This is a genomic window from Mesorhizobium sp. RCAM 05099 (assembly GCF_059683685.1).
In genome coordinates this window covers 95,740-111,566 of the sequence record NZ_CM185035.1, presented here as the reverse complement: position 1 = coordinate 111,566, position 15,827 = coordinate 95,740, and the positions used below count along the sequence as shown (strand labels likewise).

The 15,827-nt window shown below is 63.1% G+C and carries 12 protein-coding genes and 1 pseudogene; 8 read left to right on the top strand and 5 right to left on the bottom strand.

Going from position 1 to position 15,827, the window contains the following annotated elements; all coding sequences use genetic code 11:
• Window positions 1-213: 213 nt before the first annotated feature.
• Complete coding sequence (locus AC56QQ_RS00490; protein WP_497125124.1) at window positions 214-1,317, top strand: TRAP transporter substrate-binding protein; 1,104 nt, start codon at window positions 214-216, stop codon at window positions 1,315-1,317.
• A gap of 52 nt (window positions 1,318-1,369) precedes the next feature.
• On the opposite strand, the pseudogene AC56QQ_RS00485 reads toward AC56QQ_RS00490, so the two are convergent.
• The 4 genes and pseudogenes from AC56QQ_RS00485 to AC56QQ_RS00470 form a co-directional block, all read right to left on the bottom strand.
• Window positions 1,370-2,373, bottom strand: a pseudogene (locus tag AC56QQ_RS00485) (zinc-dependent alcohol dehydrogenase family protein).
• A 19-nt stretch (window positions 2,374-2,392) separates the two neighbouring features.
• On the bottom strand, window positions 2,393-4,174 hold the full coding sequence (locus AC56QQ_RS00480; protein ID WP_497129251.1) for a TRAP transporter large permease: 1,782 nt from the start codon (window positions 4,172-4,174) through the stop codon (window positions 2,393-2,395).
• On the bottom strand, window positions 4,174-4,758 hold the full coding sequence (locus AC56QQ_RS00475; RefSeq protein ID WP_256749208.1) for a TRAP transporter small permease subunit: 585 nt from the start codon (window positions 4,756-4,758) through the stop codon (window positions 4,174-4,176). Before AC56QQ_RS00475 ends, AC56QQ_RS00480 begins: the two co-directional genes overlap by 1 nt.
• Window positions 4,759-4,947: 189 nt before the next feature.
• On the bottom strand, window positions 4,948-5,853 hold the full coding sequence (locus AC56QQ_RS00470) for a branched-chain amino acid ABC transporter permease (RefSeq protein ID WP_497125123.1): 906 nt from the start codon (window positions 5,851-5,853) through the stop codon (window positions 4,948-4,950).
• Window positions 5,854-6,005: 152 nt separating this feature from the next.
• Here AC56QQ_RS00470 and AC56QQ_RS00465 point away from each other — a divergent pair, with 152 nt between their 5' ends.
• The 6 genes from AC56QQ_RS00465 to AC56QQ_RS00440 all read left to right on the top strand — a co-directional run bounded on the left by AC56QQ_RS00465 (window position 6,006) and on the right by AC56QQ_RS00440 (window position 14,491).
• Window positions 6,006-6,614 (top strand): CGNR zinc finger domain-containing protein, encoded by a 609-nt coding sequence (locus tag AC56QQ_RS00465; protein ID WP_497125122.1) that lies wholly within the window; start codon window positions 6,006-6,008, stop codon window positions 6,612-6,614.
• Entirely contained in the window at window positions 6,607-7,137 is a 531-nt protein-coding gene (locus AC56QQ_RS00460) for a hypothetical protein (RefSeq protein WP_497125121.1), read from the top strand. The genes AC56QQ_RS00465 and AC56QQ_RS00460 overlap by 8 nt, the downstream gene beginning before the upstream one ends.
• Window positions 7,138-7,354: 217 nt before the next feature.
• Entirely contained in the window at window positions 7,355-10,834 is a 3,480-nt protein-coding gene (locus tag AC56QQ_RS00455; protein WP_497125120.1) for an indolepyruvate ferredoxin oxidoreductase family protein, read from the top strand.
• Between the two features lie 144 nt (window positions 10,835-10,978).
• Window positions 10,979-13,291 carry a putative bifunctional diguanylate cyclase/phosphodiesterase gene (locus tag AC56QQ_RS00450; protein ID WP_489859044.1) on the top strand — a complete coding sequence of 771 codons (2,313 nt, stop codon included), beginning with the start codon at window positions 10,979-10,981 and terminating at the stop codon, window positions 13,289-13,291.
• Window positions 13,292-13,440: 149 nt separating this feature from the next.
• On the top strand, window positions 13,441-14,220 hold the full coding sequence (locus AC56QQ_RS00445; RefSeq protein ID WP_489863586.1) for an N-acyl amino acid synthase FeeM domain-containing protein: 780 nt from the start codon (window positions 13,441-13,443) through the stop codon (window positions 14,218-14,220).
• A 121-nt stretch (window positions 14,221-14,341) separates the two neighbouring features.
• Window positions 14,342-14,491 carry a DUF3096 domain-containing protein gene (locus AC56QQ_RS00440; protein ID WP_080680904.1) on the top strand — a complete coding sequence of 50 codons (150 nt, stop codon included), beginning with the start codon at window positions 14,342-14,344 and terminating at the stop codon, window positions 14,489-14,491.
• Between the two features lie 7 nt (window positions 14,492-14,498).
• Here the strand turns inward: AC56QQ_RS00440 and AC56QQ_RS00435 are convergent, their stop codons facing one another.
• A complete protein-coding gene (locus AC56QQ_RS00435; RefSeq protein WP_497125119.1) occupies window positions 14,499-15,314 on the bottom strand; it encodes an alpha/beta fold hydrolase in 816 nt (271 codons plus the stop codon).
• Window positions 15,315-15,562: 248 nt separating this feature from the next.
• Here AC56QQ_RS00435 and AC56QQ_RS00430 point away from each other — a divergent pair, with 248 nt between their 5' ends.
• A complete protein-coding gene (locus AC56QQ_RS00430; protein WP_091580925.1) occupies window positions 15,563-15,787 on the top strand; it encodes an aa3-type cytochrome c oxidase subunit IV in 225 nt (74 codons plus the stop codon).
• The last annotated feature ends 40 nt before the right edge of the window (window positions 15,788-15,827 follow it).

Below are 15,827 nucleotides of genomic sequence, written 5' to 3'. Positions count from 1 at the left end.
CATCCCTGGATATTTTTCCATGGCAAGTTTCTGCGTGTCGCATGGACCACGAACCGGTCTGTTAGACTATAGTTGCAGGGCCACGTGGCTTCGCCATCAAATCCGGCCACCGCGCTGGACTCGACTTTTCGCCTGTGTATTGTTCGAGCGAACCGATACGGGGAGCCGAGGATTCCCGAACGTCGGTCTGTTGGTCCAAAAGGGAGGAACTTCATGGATCGTCGTTCATTCATTCGCAAGGCCGGTGTCACCGGCGTCGGCGCCGCGGCCGCAACGCTTGCCGCGCCGGCAATAGCCCAGTCCAATCCCAAGGTGACATGGCGGCTGGCGTCGTCCTTTCCGAAGTCGCTAGACACCATCTATGGCGGCGCCGAGGTGTTCTCCAAGATGCTGTCGGAAGCCACCGACGGCAACTTCCAGATCCAGGTCTTCGCCGCTGGTGAACTCGTGCCGGGCCTGCAGGCCGCCGACGCCACCACGGCCGGCACTGTCGAGGCCTGCCACACGGTGGCATATTATTACTGGGGCAAGGACCCGACATGGGCGCTCGGCGCGGCGGTTCCCTTCTCGCTCAACGCGCGCGGCATGAATGCCTGGCACTACCATGGCGGCGGCATCGACCTGTTCAACGAGTTTCTCGCCACGCAGGGCCTTTTCGGCCTGCCGGGCGGCAACACCGGCGTGCAGATGGGCGGCTGGTTCCGCAAGGAGATCAACACCGTCGCCGACCTTTCCGGCCTCAAGATGCGAATCGGCGGCTTTGCTGGCAAGGTGGTGCAGAAGCTCGGTGTCGTGCCGCAGCAGATCGCCGGCGGCGACATCTATCCGGCGCTGGAAAAAGGCACCATCGACGCCGCCGAATGGGTCGGCCCCTATGACGACGAGAAGCTCGGCTTCTACAAGGTCGCGCCCTACTACTATTATCCCGGCTGGTGGGAAGGCGGCCCGACCGTCCACCTTATGTTCAACAAGGCGAAATACGAAGAGCTTTCGCCGGCCTACAAGTCGCTGCTGCGCACCGCCGCCCAGGCGGCCGACGCCAACATGCTGCAGAAATACGATTATTTGAACCCGGCAGCGGTGAAGCGGCTGGTGGCCGGCGGCGCCAAGCTGCGCCCGTTCAGCCAGGACATCATGGCCGCCTGCTTCGAAAAGGCCAACGAGGTCTACGCAGAAATGGAAGCCTCCAACGCGCCGTTCAAGAAGATCTGGGAATCGATCAAGGGCTTCCGCAAGGAGCATTATCTCTGGGCGCAGGTGGCCGAGTACAACTATGACACCTTCATGATGGTCCAGCAGCGCAACGGCAAACTGTAGACCGTCCGTTGCATTCGGTAAAAAGACCCCGGGCCGGTTCGCCCGGGGTCTTTCACTTCAGGCTGGGCACCACCAGCACCTTGACCTCGCCCGGAGCCGGTGGATTGGCGATCACCCCTGGCGCGTCCTCGAGCGGCACCTGCCTGGAAATCAGCCGGTCGATTTCGATCGCACCCGACGCGATAAGCTCGGCCGCGCGGCGATGAGTGTAGGGATTGAGGAAGGAGCCCAGCACCCTGAGTTCCCGGAACAGCAGGTCGAAGGGTTCAAATTCCGCTTTCATGCCTTGCGGCGTCACGCCGACGATGACGATCGTGCCGCCGGCCCGGGCCAGCCGCATCGACTGCTCGACGGTTTCCCGCACGCCGGCGCATTCGAAGACGACGTCGACGCCACCGGGCGCCAGCCCCGCTGGCCCGGCGATGGCACGACCGTCGCCGTGGCACCGAGGTCCCCGGCGAGCGCGCGCCGCGAGGCTTGTCTTGTCGACAGGATGATGGTCTTGGCCCCGGCCAGTCGCGCCAGTTGCACCGTGAGCAGGCCAATCACGCCGCCGCCAAGCACAACCACCGAGCTGCCCGGCCCGATTTCGGCAAGGTCGACACCATGCAGGCAGCAGCCGAGCGGCTCGCAGAAGGCGCCATGGGTAGGCTTCAGGCTGGCAGGCAGGACGAAAGCCTGTTTCTGCGGCAAGGCGAGATATTCGGCAAAGCCGCCATCGCGATGGATGCCGATGGCGCGCAGATTGCTGCACAGATTGACCCGCCCGGCATGACAATGCGCACAACGCCCGCAGGCGATGTTGGGGTCGCTGGTGACGCGGTCGCCGACGGCAAAGCCCGAGACGGACGTTCCGATCGCTTCGACGATGCCGGCGAACTCATGCCCGGGCGTCACCGGCGGCGTGCACGGAAATTCGCCGTGGAACAGATGCCGGTCGGTGCCGCAGACGCCGCAGGCCTCGACGCGTACCAGAAGTTCATCCGGCCCGATGTCAGGCTTGTCGACCTCGCGCAGCGCGATGCTGCCCACCGCTTCAAGCCGCACCGCTTTCATGATCGCCGCCATGCCGGTTTCAGTTGAAGCTTGGTGGTTGCGACAGGTCCGGCTGCGGTGCCGCCGGCTGGGCAGGCGGCGTGTCGCCAAAGCTCGGCGGCTGCGACAGGTCGGGGGCGGCGGGAGCGGCGGGAGCGGCCGGCGCCGTGCCGCCGCCGGCGGGTGGTGTGCCGAGTGGCGACAGGCCGGGCACCTCCGGCACCTTGTAGTCGATGGTGCCCGGATCGACGGTTGTGCCCTTGTAGTGCATCACCATCTGCGGGAATGCGATGGTCAGCCCGATCATGATGACCTGGATGCAGACGAAGGGAACCGCGCCCCAATAGATCTGGCCGGTGGTGACCGGCGCGATCTGCTTGCCGGTGAGGCGGTCGAGATAGGGCACGCGGGCAGCCACCGAGCGCAGGTAGAACAGCGCGAAGCCGAAGGGCGGGTGCATGAAGCTGGTCTGCATGTTGACGCCCAGAAGCACGCCGAACCAGATCAGGTCGATGCCGAGCTTGTCGGCGGCCGGCGCCAGCAGCGGCACGATGATGAAGGCGAGTTCGAAGAAATCGAGGAAGAAGGCGAGGAAGAAGACCAGCAGGTTGACTCCGATCAGGAAGCCGACCTCGCCGCCCGGCAAGGACGTCAGGAGATGCTCGACCCAGATGTGGCCGTTGACGCCGTAGAAGGTGAGCGAGAACACCCGCGCGCCGATCAGGATGAACAGCACGAAGGACGACAGCCGCGTTGTCGAGGTCAATGCCTGCTTGATCACGTCCAGCGACAGCCGCCCCTTTGCCGCCGCCATGGCCAATGCGCCGACACTGCCCATGGCGCCGCCTTCGGTCGGCGTGGCGATGCCGAGGAAGATGGTGCCAAGCACCAGGAAGATCAGCGCCAGCGGCGGGATCAGCACGATGACCACCTGCTGTGCCAGCCGTGACATCATGTTGATGTTCAGGCGCTTGTCGGCAATTGCCACGACATAGATGAAGAGCACGCCGGCGCTGGCGCCGAGGATGTCGGCGTTGTCGCCATGCGCCGGCACGAGATAGCGGTACGCCACGTAGGACACCACCACCGTCGCCAGCAGCGCCGCCAGCAGCGACAGGACGCCGTGGCCGAGCGTGCGTGCTTCGAGCGGCAGCGCCGGCATCGAATGTGGCCGGATGACCGACATGATCAGGATGTAGAGCATGTAGAGGCCGGTGAGCACGAGGCCCGGGATCAGCGCGCCCGCATACATGTCGCCGACCGAACGGCCGAGCTGGTCGGCGAGCACGATCAGCACCAGCGATGGCGGGATGATCTGTGCCAGCGTACCCGACGCCGCGATGACGCCGGACGCCACCCGGCGGTCGTAGCCGTAGCGCAGCATGATCGGCAGCGAGATCAGGCCCATGGCGATGACGGAAGCGGCCACCACGCCGGTGGTTGCGGCCAGCAGCGCGCCGACGAAGATCACCGCATAGGCAAGGCCGCCGCGGACCGGCCCGAACAACTGGCCGATCGTGTCGAGCAGGTCTTCGGCCATGCCCGATCGTTCCAGCACGATGCCCATGAAGGTAAAGAACGGAATGGCCAGCAGCGTGTCGTTCGACATCACCCGGCTGCCATAGAAATTATCCGGCAGCGCGTGCAGAAGCGGCCAGGCGAGGTTGATCGATCCACCGGAATAGGGCGAGAGCAGCACGCCGATGAAGAAGAACATCAGCCCGTTGGCGGCCAGCGAAAAGGCGACGGGGTAGCCGATCAGCAGGAAGATGATCAGCGAGGCGAACATGATCGGCGCCATGTTCTGGGCGATGAACTCCATCATGAGCGCACCTCGTCGGCCAAGGCCTTGGCTTCGAGTTCGGCCTGCTCATGGGCCGATATGAACGGATTGGGGTCGTCCATGTCGCCGCGCATGATGGCGATCTTCTTGATGATCTCGGAAATGCCCTGCAGCGCGAGCAGGAAAAAGCCGACGAGCAGGATGGCCTTGGCCGGCCAGATGATCAGCCCGCCGGAGTTGTTGGACATCTCGCCGCTGCGAAACGACAGCGACACATAGGGAACGAAATAGATCACCATCAGCGTCACGAACGGCATCAGGAAGAGGATGTGGCCGAGCAGGTCGATCCAGTGCTGCACGCGGCGCGAGAACAGGCCGTAGACGACATCGATGCGGATATGTTCGTTCTGCTTCAATGTGTAGGCGGCTGCCAGCATGAAGGCGGCTCCGAACAGATACCACTGCAACTCGAGCCACGCGTTCGAGGATATGTCGAACACCTTGCGGATGATGGCGTTGGCGGCGCTGACCAGGATCGCCAGCAGGATCAGCCACGATACCCATTTGCCGATGAATTCGTTCGCGCGATCAATGGTCCTGGATAGAGCGAGAAGCCCTGCCATGCATTCCTCCCTGGTATTGGAGGCGTGTCGGCTTCCCCCCTTGTTTCCGTCACGCCGTGTGGTCCAACGGTATGCCGCGCGTGGACTGACGGGTCAACAAGCATAGAGGCGTCAAAACATCATCGAACGAACGGCAGGGCCGGATACCGGCCGTCTACCTCGCGGCATGCAACCAAAGTCTGATGCGGTTCAGACGATCTTCTGCTGGTCGCGGCCGGCGCCGATCAGCACCAGCATGGCGACGAGGAACACGTACATCCACGCGTCGCGCCATTCGAGCGGGAAATAGCCGGCCCACAGCGATTCGGCCATGCCGAAGGCAGCCGCACCGAGCGCCGCGCGCGGCGGCGAGAGATAACCGCCGACCGCCGTCACGAACAGGATCTTCAGACCATAGGTCAGGCCGGTGCCGAAGCTGATGTTGCCATAGTAGATGCCGGCAAGCACGCCGGCGAGCGCGGCGCAGAAGCCGCCGAACAGCACCGCGTGGCGGAACACGGCACGCACGTCGATGCCACACATCGCCGCCGCCTTGGGGTCGTCGGAAACCGCGCGCCATGACCTGCCGTAGTTCGAGCGCGCGAATGCCCATGCGGCCAGCGCGATGGCCGCCAGCACGGCGGCGCAGTCGAGCAGCTGGATCAGTGTCAGCGTCGCCTTGAAGCGGTCATCCTGAGCGAAGATCACCGGCACTGCCAGCATCGGCGGCAGCCATAGATCGTGCGTGTCGGCGGCGATGCGGCTGGCCTCCGACAACACCAGCAATATGCCCAGCGTCGTCACCACGATGGCGTTGGGCGAGCGGTCGGCCAGTGGCTCGAACACGTTGCGGGACAGGACATGGCTGATCAGCGCCGCGTAAAGGAAAGCCGCGACGATGCCGAGCGCCACCGCCGTAAACAGCGTCATCCACAGGGCCTGGTAACCGAAGGCGGCGGTAAGGATCATCGTGTGGCCGCAAAAGGCGAACACCGCGCCATAGGCAAGATTGGTGCGGTGCAGGATGCCGTTGGTCAGCACATAGCCGAAGGCGAGCAGGGCATAGAGCGCGCCCGAATGCAGCCCGTTCAGAACCTGCTGGAAGAAATAGAGCATGCACGGTCCTCAGAGCATGTCGCCCAAAAGTGCAAGGCGGCTTTGGAACGACGACATGCTCAACGAAAGGTCGCCGCCGAGGCCGCGCCCGAAGCAAAGGTGCATCGTGGAATCTAACTTGTCAAACAGGATTTATCGGTTAGATTTAGCGCATGACGGTATCCTGGACCCCGCATCGCTTCACCGGCGGCATTCTGGCGCTCGACACGGCCAACACCGTCGTGTTGCGCGACGACCCCCAGAAGACCTTCGATCGTTTCGACGATCCGGTGGAGATCGCGCGCTTCGCCGAAGCCGCAAGCGGCTTTCGCGCGGCCGAGCTCGGTGGCAGGCGGTTGCAGGCTCCGTCGCCGGAGGCGATAGCGCCGGTGGTGCTGTCGATCCGCGAGAGCACCGACCGATTGTTTCGCGGCGCTGTGTCGAAAGGCGCGATCCCCACCGGCGAGCTGGCGGGCTTCTTGCGGGCCTGCGCCGACGGTCTGACGTCCAGCCACACCGAAATCGGTGCGGCGGGACGGCCGTTCGGCGATCCGGCGACGCCAATCGCCTTCGAGGCGGCGCTGGCCGTCTCGGCCCTGTCGCTGCTGCGCGACGACACCGTCGCGAGGCTCAGAATCTGCCCCAACTGCAGTTGGCTGTTTGTTGACCGAAGCCGCAATTCCAGCCGCCTTTGGTGTGACATGGCGGTGTGCGGCAACCGTCAGAAGGCCAGTCGACACTATCGCCGCCGCACAGCGGCCAGGGAGGTCTCCGATGTCTAGAAAGTTTTCGCGTTCGATCGTTCTGGGTACGTGCTTGTTCGCCGCCGTCGCCCTTGGCGCCTGCCGGGACTCTGGCAAGGATCAGCTGTTCGCCATTTCGGGCAAGCTTTTCGAGTTCAACTACCGACTGGGCATCGCCACCTATGTCATCACCCTCAATCCGCTGCGCCCGATGGGCGAGGGGCAGGTTGCCGTGGTCAATTTCCAGAATCCGGCCGGCGGCGATCCGATCATCGTCAACCAGAAGATCTGGCCGAAGCTGCCGCACATCACGCTCACCAGCCCGCCACTCACCTGCGTGGTCAAGGACAAGCCCTATGCCGTGTCGATCCGCATCGAGGATGCCAACGGCACGCTGCTGCAAAGCTTCGAGACGACGCTGACATCGTCGCTCGATCAGTCGGTCCTACCCGACCGGCCGCTGGTGGTCGGGCCGGTCTACGAACTCAACAAGGACATGATCGGCCACGTCGACGGCAAGCTGCCGGGCGAGCCGAAGCCCGACTGTTCGAAGGCCGCCTGATATCTCCCGCTTGCGAGCGCCGACGGTGGCACCCCGGCCGCGAAGGCTGCCGCCAGTGCCGTTCTCATCCGCCTGACGGGTGTGCAGCTGTTGCTCTCCGCGCTCTGCTGGACCCTTCGATTTTGTTTGACCTGCCTTGCAAGGGGAGAAAGGATGCGTCATCCGACCCCGACGTTGGCTGCCTGCCCCCGCGCGGCCTTCGCAGAGGAAATGCCTGATGACGCTGCACGACGTCGCGCTCGACGACAAGTTCGACCTCGGAAAGGAGCGCATCTTCCTTTCCGGCGCGCAGGCGGTCATCCGCATGCTTCTGATGCAGCGCGAGCGCGACCGCCGCGCTGGCCTGAACACGGCCGGCTTCGTCTCCGGCTATCGCGGCTCACCGCTCGGCGGCCTCGATATGCAGCTGTGGAAGGCGAAGAAGCAGCTCGCCCAGGCCGACATCGTTTTCCAGCCCGGCCTCAACGAGGAACTGGCAGCCACCGCTTGTTGGGGATCGCAGCAGACGGAACTCCTGGGCGAGGGCACCCATGACGGCGTCTTTTCGGTCTGGTACGGCAAGGGACCGGGCGTCGACCGCTCTGGCGACGTGTTCCGCCACGCCAATCTCGCCGGCTCGTCCAGACATGGCGGTGTACTCGCCCTGATGGGCGACGACCACATGGCCGAATCCTCCACCAATGCTCACGCCACCGAATTCCTGTTTGTCGACACGATGGTGCCGATCCTCAACCCGGCCGGTGTCCAGGAGATCATCGACTACGGGCTCTATGGCTTTGCCATGTCGCGCTTCGCCGGCACCTGGGCGGCGATCAAATGCGTCAAGGACAACATCGAATCGACGGCCTCGGTCGATGCCTCGCTTGAGCGACTGAACATCGTCGTGCCGGATTTCGACATGCCGCCCGGCGGTCTCAACATCCGCCACGAGATCGACATGCTCGGTCAGGAGGAGCGGCTGCATGAACACAAACGCGCCGCCGCCTCCGCTTTCATCCATGCCAACGGGCTGAACCGCATCGTCTATTCGGGCGGCCGCAACCCGAAGATCGGCATCATCACGCTGGGCAAGAGCTATCTCGATGTCCGCCAAGCGCTCGAAGACATCGGCATCGACGAGGCGGCCGCCAACCGCATCGGCGTGCGGTTGTTCAAGGTCGGCTGCCCCTGGCCGCTCGACCTGCATCATATCGCCGACTTTGCCCGCGGCCTCGACACCATCGTCGTCGTCGAGGAGAAACGCTCGCTGATCGAGGTGCAACTGCGCGAGAGCCTTTACGGCACCGCCACCCAGCCAGTCATTGTCGGCAAGAAGGACGAGCGCGGCGACTGGCTGTTCCCGGCCAAGGGCGCGCTCGACCCCAATGAGATCGCCATTGCGCTTGGCGAGAGGATCGTCAGAACCATCGGCCCGTCGGAAGAGATTTCGGCGCGGGTGGCCAAGCTGCGCCAGTTCCAGGCAATGCTGGCCGACGCCACCGACATCGGTTCGCGCACGCCCTTCTTCTGTTCCGGCTGCCCGCACAATTCCTCGACCAAGGTGCCGGACGGCTCGATCGCCGCGGCCGGAATCGGTTGCCATTTCATGGCGTTGTGGATGGACCGCAACACCGTCGGCTTCACGGCGATGGGCGGCGAGGGCGCACAATGGGTTGGCCAGGCGCCGTTCTCCAAGCGCGGCCACATCTTCCAGAATCTCGGCGACGGCACCTACAACCATTCCGGCACGCTGGCGATCCGCTTCGCGCTGTCGACCGAAGCCAACATCACCTACAAGATCCTTTACAACGACGCCGTCGCCATGACCGGCGGCCAGCCGCATGAAGGCGGCCTGACCGTCGACATGATCGCCGGGCAGGTCCGCGCCGAGGGCGTCGACCGCATCGCCATCGTCACCGACGAACCCGACAAATATGCTGGCAAGGCCGAATTCCCGGCTGGCGCCACCATCCATCACCGCGACGATCTTGATCTCGTCCAGCGTGAGCTGCGCGACGTCAAGGGCGTCTCGATCCTGCTCTACGACCAGACCTGTGCCGCCGAAAAGCGCCGCCGCCGCAAGCGCGGCACCTTTCCCGATCCCGACAAGCGCGTCTTCATCAACGAACTGGTCTGTGAAGGCTGTGGCGACTGCGGCGTGCAGTCGAACTGCGTCTCGATCCAGCCGGTCGAAACCGAATTCGGCCGCAAGCGCAGGATCGACCAGTCGAGCTGCAACAAGGATTTCTCCTGCGTCAACGGCTTCTGCCCGTCCTTTGTCACCGTGCACGGCGCCAAGATCCGCAAGGCCGAGGGCCTGGCCGGCAAGGCCGATCCGCTCGACGGCGTGCCCACGCCGGCCGAATTCCCGCTGGGTGAGCAAGGCTGGGCGGCGATCATCGATGGCGTCGGCGGCACCGGTGTCGTCACCGTCGGTGCGGTGCTCGGCATGGCCGCCCATCTCGAGGACAAGGGCTGCGGTATGATCGACATGGCCGGCCTCGCCCAGAAGGGCGGCTCGGTGTTCACCCATGTCCGCATCGCGCGCACCCCGGACGACATCCATGCCATCCGCGTTTCGGCCGGCAAGGCCGATCTCGTGCTCGGCTGCGATCTGGTGGTGTCGGGCGCCAAGAAGGTGCTGACCGCGGTGCGCGAGGGCCATACCATCTTCCTCGCCAACACGGCGGAGATCATGCCCGGCGAGTTCGCCCGGTCGGCCGACTTCTCGTTGCCGATAGAGCGCCTGAAGAAGGCGATCCGCACTGCCGCGGGTGACGACAAGGCGCATTTCTTCGACGCCACGCGAACCGCCACCGCGCTGTTTGGCAATTCGCTCGGCGCCAACATGTTCATGCTCGGCTTTGCCTTCCAGCACGGCGGCTTGCCGCTGTCCTCCGAGGCGGTCGAGAAGGCGATCGAACTCAATGGCGAAGCCGTGGCGATGAACATCGCGGCGTTCCGCTGGGGCCGTCGCGCCGCCCACCAGCCGGATTTCGTGCGCGCCCTCGTCGTTCAGCCGGGCAAGGCCGGGCAGATTGCCGATATCGCCGAGACGCTGGACGACATCATTGCCCGCCGAGTCGCTTTCCTGACCGCCTATCAGAACGCCGCCTACGGCAGGCGCTACGCCGAGAGGTTGGCCATTGTGCGCGCCGCCGAGGCCAAGGCCGTGCCCGGCTCGACCGCCGTGACCGAGGCGGCGGCCAGGAACCTGTTCAAGCTGATGGCGATCAAGGACGAGTACGAGGTGGCGCGGCTCTATACCGACGGTTCCTTCGCCGCCGGCTTGGCAAAGCAGTTCCAGAGCTACGAGAAGCTCGAATTCCATCTCGCGCCGCCGATCATGGGGCGCCGCGGCAATGACGGCAAGCCGAGGAAATCGAGCTTCGGTCCCTGGATGATGAAGGGTTTTCGCGTGCTGGCGGCGATGAAGGGCCTGCGCGGCACCGCCTTCGACCTCTTCGGTTACTCCGCCGAGCGGCGCATGGAGCGGCAGCTGCTTGGGCAGTATGAGGCGGATCTGGAACTGGTCGCCAGATCGCTGACGCCGGCCAGGGTCGATGCGGCGGTTGCGCTGGTCTCGGTGCCGGCACTGATCCGCGGCTACGGCCACGTCCGGCAAGCCAGCGCCGAAAAGGCCGCGGGCGAACGCCAAAGGCTGCTCGAACGCTTGTCGAACACGCCGGCGCGGCCCGAACTTCAGGCCGCGGAGTGATCGATACGCCTTGTTTACCGGAAGAACACTTTCCTCGCTTTCCGCAGCGTCACCAGGCTTGACGGCAAGGGCGTGACGGTCTCTCTAAATGTTTCTTAAGGCGGATGTGGCACTGCTTGTGTCCCAAGGGTTGGGATTCAGGCGTTGAATCTGAGAAAAAAGAACGAGATCCCGGTCGACGTCTACATTCCGTTCGTGGAAACCCTGTTTCGCGACGGTTTGACGCTTTCGATTGGATTCTTTGCCCAGACCCTGCTGGTGGTGCTTGTCTACTGGAAAACCAGGGATCCAGCCTATCTTGCCGTGACGTTTGGTTTTCTGACGGTTGCATTCCTGCGTCTGCGCAACATCCGAAAGTATCGGAATGCGCCGGTGCCGAAGAGCCGGGAAGAAGCGCGTCAACGCGAGAACGATTACATTTTCTATGGCTCCATGCATGGTTTCATGCTGGGCACCTTCTGTTTCGTCGGCATCTATCTAGCCTATGACAGTTTCGCCGAGATCGCGGCCGTCTGCGTGACGCTCGCCTCCGCTACTGCGATCGCCGGCCGCAACTATGGCTCGCCCAGGATGGTCATGATCTTCATCATGACCATGACCTGGCCGATCTCGCTGGGCTTCATCCTGCGCGGTGATCCCTATCATTTTATCCTGGGTCTGCTCTCGGCGCCTTTCCTGTTTGCCATCAAGCGCTTCGCCGACCTGGTCCGCGAGGTGCTTTTTGCTGCCTTGTCGGAAGAAAAGAAGGCGAACCGCATTGCCCAGCGCTTCAACCGGGCGCTCAACACCATGTCGCATGGCCTTGTCATGCTGGGCCCGGACGGCCGGGTGGCGGTGGCCAATGCCGAAGCCGCGCATCTGATGTCGCTCAAATCGCCGGATGCGCTGCTCGGGCGGTCGATCCATGGCCTTCTGATGCGTGGCGTCGCCGGCGGCATGCTGGCGCCCAAGGACTGCCGTTATATCGAGGCCCAGCTGACACGCGCCCTACGCGAGGGCCGTGACCGCAAGGTGCTCGTTTCGCTCGCCAATGGCCAGCACTATGAGTTCTCCGCGCGCGAAGGCAGCCAGGAACTGGGCGTCATCACGTTCGAGGACGTGACCGCCCGTGTCGAGGCGGAAGAAAAGATCCGCTTCATGGCGCGCTACGACAACCTTACCGGCCTGCCCAACCGCGCCTATTTCCACGAACTGGTCGGCGAGGCCATGGCGTCCGGCGACCGCGACCGTCTCTGCGGGCTGGCGGTGCTCGACCTTGACGATTTCAAGAGTGTCAACGACACGCTTGGACATCCAATCGGCGACGGTTTGATCTACGCCGTTGCCGAGCGGCTCGCCGCCATTGCCGGGCAAGGCATCACGGTTAGCCGTTTCGGCGGCGACGAATTCATGATCTTTTTCGACCGCGTCGAGGATGAGAGCGATCTGACCAGTCAGCTCGACGAGATTTTCGCCGGCCTGCAGGGGGAAGTCGACGTCGCCGGTCACGGGCTGCGCATCCAGGCCAGCGGCGGCGCGGTGCTGTCGCGGGTCAAGGACACCGATGTCGACGCCATGATCGTCAAGGCGGACCTGGCGCTCTACAAGGCCAAGGAACTCGGCAAGAACAGCTGGCGGCTGTTCGAGGCCTCGATGGATGCCGCCTTCCGCAATCGTCAGTTGATGAAGGCGGATCTGCGCAGCGCCGTGGAGGCCAAGAGTTTGCGGGTGGTCTATCAGCCGATCGTGGCGATGAGCACCATGCGCATCGCCAGTTGCGAGGCGTTGTGCCGTTGGGATCATCCGGATCTTGGGCCGGTTTCGCCGAGCATCTTCATTCCATTGGCAGAGGAAATGGGCATCATTTCCGAGATCAGCACCTTCGTGCTGCAGGCAGCCTGCGCCGAATGCGCCAAATGGCCGAACCAGACCAGCGTCTCGGTCAACCTTTCCGCCAAGGATTTCCGCAACCGTGACGTCATCCAGAAGGTTCGCGATGCCTTGGCCAGCTCCGGCCTCGCCGCCGGCCGGCTGGAGATCGAGGTCACCGAAACGGCGCTGCTCGACGACAAGTCGCTGACGCGCCAGTACATCGAGGAACTGAAGCAGCTTGGCGTGCGCATCGCGCTCGACGATTTCGGCACCGGCTATTCGAGCCTGAGCTACCTGCACAAGCTGCCGCTCGACAAGATCAAGATCGACCGCTCGTTCCTGATCGATGTCACCCAGAACGCCCGCTCGCTTGAACTGCTCAAGGGCATTGTCAATCTGTCACGGCCGTTGGGGCTTTCGGTGACGGTCGAAGGCGTCGAGACGTTCGAGCAGCTCAAGATCCTGGCGCTGCAGGTCAAACCCGACCTTGTGCAGGGTTTCCTGTTCGGCTCGGCGCTCAGCGCGTCCGGTATCGACACGATGTCGAGCACGGTCTGGCCCTTCGCCAAGGACATCAAGACAGCCAAGAGGATCGCACGCCTCTGACTCCTTGCCAGGGAAGCGATGCATTTTCATAAAATTTTACGAATTGTTAACGTTAACGATGAGTAAACGACGTCTATCCCATTTTCATCTTTACATCCCGGGGGCCTGTCGTAGGGTTGAACTGCGGCGGCAACTTACGGGGACGCATGATGGACGGGCAGTTGGCGGTGCTTCGCCATGCGGCGGGCACGGACGGAGAAAATTCGTCCGACAACATGTCGAGCTTTGCTCGGAACATTTCGGCAATGCTGGAGCGCACAGAGTATCGCCGCTGCGACAAGGGCGAAGATCTCGAAGACATCTATAGGTTGCGCTACAAGTCCTATCGGTTGAGCGATATGGTGCCGGAAAACCCCGAACATATTGTGCACGATGAGCTCGACGAAACCGAGAATTGCTCGAAGTTCGGCATTTACATTGACGGGGAACTGGTCAGCACGCTGCGCATCCATCATGCCTGCAGCGCGACCCCGCAATCGCCCTCCACCACGGTCTACGGTGACATCTTGCGGCCAATGCTTGCCGCTGGCGCGCATTTCGCCGACCCCAGCCGCTTTGCCGCCGACCCCGACTGGTCAAGGATCTATCCACAGATTCCCTATCTGACGTTGCGCCTCGCCGGTATGGCTTGCTTCTATTTCGATGCACCTTACTGCCTGTCGACCATTCGGCCGGAACATGCGGGTTTTTACCGTCGCATCTACTGTTCCGAGCAGATCGGCGAGCTGCGCGATTATCCAGGCCTGAACTACAAGGTCGTGCTCTACCGGGCCAACGTCAACGCGATCCGCGAGCGCTCCTTCTCCCGGTTCCCGTTCTTCCGGTCGACTCCGATGGAGCAACGCATGCTGTTCGAGACGCCTGGTGCGGGCGAACTGGCGCCGCTGACCATTCTGCCGACGGCAAAGTACTTTCGCGAAGCCGCTTGAGGCTACGCGATTTTCGCCAGGCGTCTGGAGCTTTCCGGCCATATCCGCGTTCTGATGACGGCGGCGTGCTTCGCGCCGTCTTTGTCATCATGCCAACGAACCCTGTCCGAAGGAACCCGACATGCACATTTCACAGCTCGCGCTTACCCCACTCATCTCGCTGATCGCCGGCGTGCTGATCCTGGTGATGCCACGGCTGTTGAACTACATCGTCGCGCTTTATCTGATCGTCGTCGGATTGCTCGGGCTTTTCCCGCATCTTGCCGGCTGAAGGTCCGTCAACCCGCGAAAAAGCGCAGGGCTGCTGCTACGATCGCTTCAGGGGCATCTTCCTGCATGAGATGGCCGGACCCGGTAATGAGGGTCAGGGCGCAATCCGGCAGCAGGGCCGCGAGCTTCTTGCCTCGCTCGGGAGGAATCCAGCTATCTTCTTCTCCCCATAGCAAAGCCACCGGACAGCGGAATTCGGCATAGAGCGGCTCGACCTCGTCGGTGAAACGCTGATCCATCTGAGCGATCTGGCGATAGAAAGCCGGCTGGCCAATCGGCCCTGTCCACGGCGCGATATAGGGCTCGAGCTCGCTGTCCGGCAGGGGCCTGGCTGCGGCGCCCGCAACATACGCTTTCAGGATTGCCGCCTGGATGTAGTCCGGCACGCCAGCGAAGGCGGCTTCATGCTGCCGGACATGCTGGACAAAGGGCGAGCCCCAGGGGCGCACCGCCACCGGATCGATCAGCAGCAGCCTTTCATAGTTGCAACCGTCGATCAAATGCGCGCGCAAGGCAGTGGCGCCACCGAAATCATGGGCGATAACTTTAGGCCGCTCGAGCTTCCAGAAACCCAGTATTGCCGCCAGCGCCCCATTCTGGATGCCCAGCGAAACATCCTGGCCTTCCCGTTTGTCAGATCGCCCATATCCGGGAAGATCGTAGAAATACAGCGTATGGTCGCGCGCCAGTTCAGGAGCGACCCGATGCCAGACATGCGAGGAGAACGGGGTTCCGTGGACGAGCACAATCGGTGGACCGGAGCCGGCCGTGCCCCATGCGATGCTGGTGCCGTTCCAGTCAAATTTCTGTGTCGGCGAGATCATGGCGCTTCACCGTTCGGCCGATGTTGTCGGCGACAATAGCCTCTCCTTACGTCGCCAAGGAATCGCGAAATTGTCACCGCATGTTCAAAGCCGCTGATGCCGTTTGTCGCCGAGATCCAGCGCCGCGTCGGCAGCCGGCTTCAACTTTCCCTTGAGGCAGTTGTCGCCGGCGATGCGGCAATAGCACCATTGCCCTCGGCCCGGCTTTTCGCTATGTGCCTCAAAGATGTCTTCGAAGGGAAATTCCTATGGCTGAGCACACGCCGACCGGTCCTGTCGAACTGGGCGCGAAGATGGACTACGCCGAGCATGACCGCACCTATGCGGGCTTCCTCATGCTCGCCAAATACGGCTCGCTGTTTTGCGGCGCCCTTTTGTTGGCGATGGCTTTTGGCTTCTTTGCAGGCGGCTTCTTCTCGGCGACCATCCTGTTCGTCCTGATCCTGGCCGTCGGCGGCTTTATTCTCCGATAGACTTTTCAGACCCTTTGCCCGGGGGCGCCGCCGGAAGTCC

Coding starts and splice junctions, on each gene's coding strand:
- AC56QQ_RS00490 (WP_497125124.1), top strand. CDS start 214: ATGGATCGTCGTTCATTCATTCGCAAGGCCGGTGTCACCGGCGTCGGC.
- AC56QQ_RS00480 (WP_497129251.1), bottom strand. CDS start 4,174: ATGGAGTTCATCGCCCAGAACATGGCGCCGATCATGTTCGCCTCGCTG.
- AC56QQ_RS00475 (WP_256749208.1), bottom strand. CDS start 4,758: ATGGCAGGGCTTCTCGCTCTATCCAGGACCATTGATCGCGCGAACGAA.
- AC56QQ_RS00470 (WP_497125123.1), bottom strand. CDS start 5,853: ATGCTCTATTTCTTCCAGCAGGTTCTGAACGGGCTGCATTCGGGCGCG.
- AC56QQ_RS00465 (WP_497125122.1), top strand. CDS start 6,006: ATGACGGTATCCTGGACCCCGCATCGCTTCACCGGCGGCATTCTGGCG.
- AC56QQ_RS00460 (WP_497125121.1), top strand. CDS start 6,607: ATGTCTAGAAAGTTTTCGCGTTCGATCGTTCTGGGTACGTGCTTGTTC.
- AC56QQ_RS00455 (WP_497125120.1), top strand. CDS start 7,355: ATGACGCTGCACGACGTCGCGCTCGACGACAAGTTCGACCTCGGAAAG.
- AC56QQ_RS00445 (WP_489863586.1), top strand. CDS start 13,441: ATGGACGGGCAGTTGGCGGTGCTTCGCCATGCGGCGGGCACGGACGGA.
- AC56QQ_RS00440 (WP_080680904.1), top strand. CDS start 14,342: ATGCACATTTCACAGCTCGCGCTTACCCCACTCATCTCGCTGATCGCC.
- AC56QQ_RS00435 (WP_497125119.1), bottom strand. CDS start 15,314: ATGATCTCGCCGACACAGAAATTTGACTGGAACGGCACCAGCATCGCA.
- AC56QQ_RS00430 (WP_091580925.1), top strand. CDS start 15,563: ATGGCTGAGCACACGCCGACCGGTCCTGTCGAACTGGGCGCGAAGATG.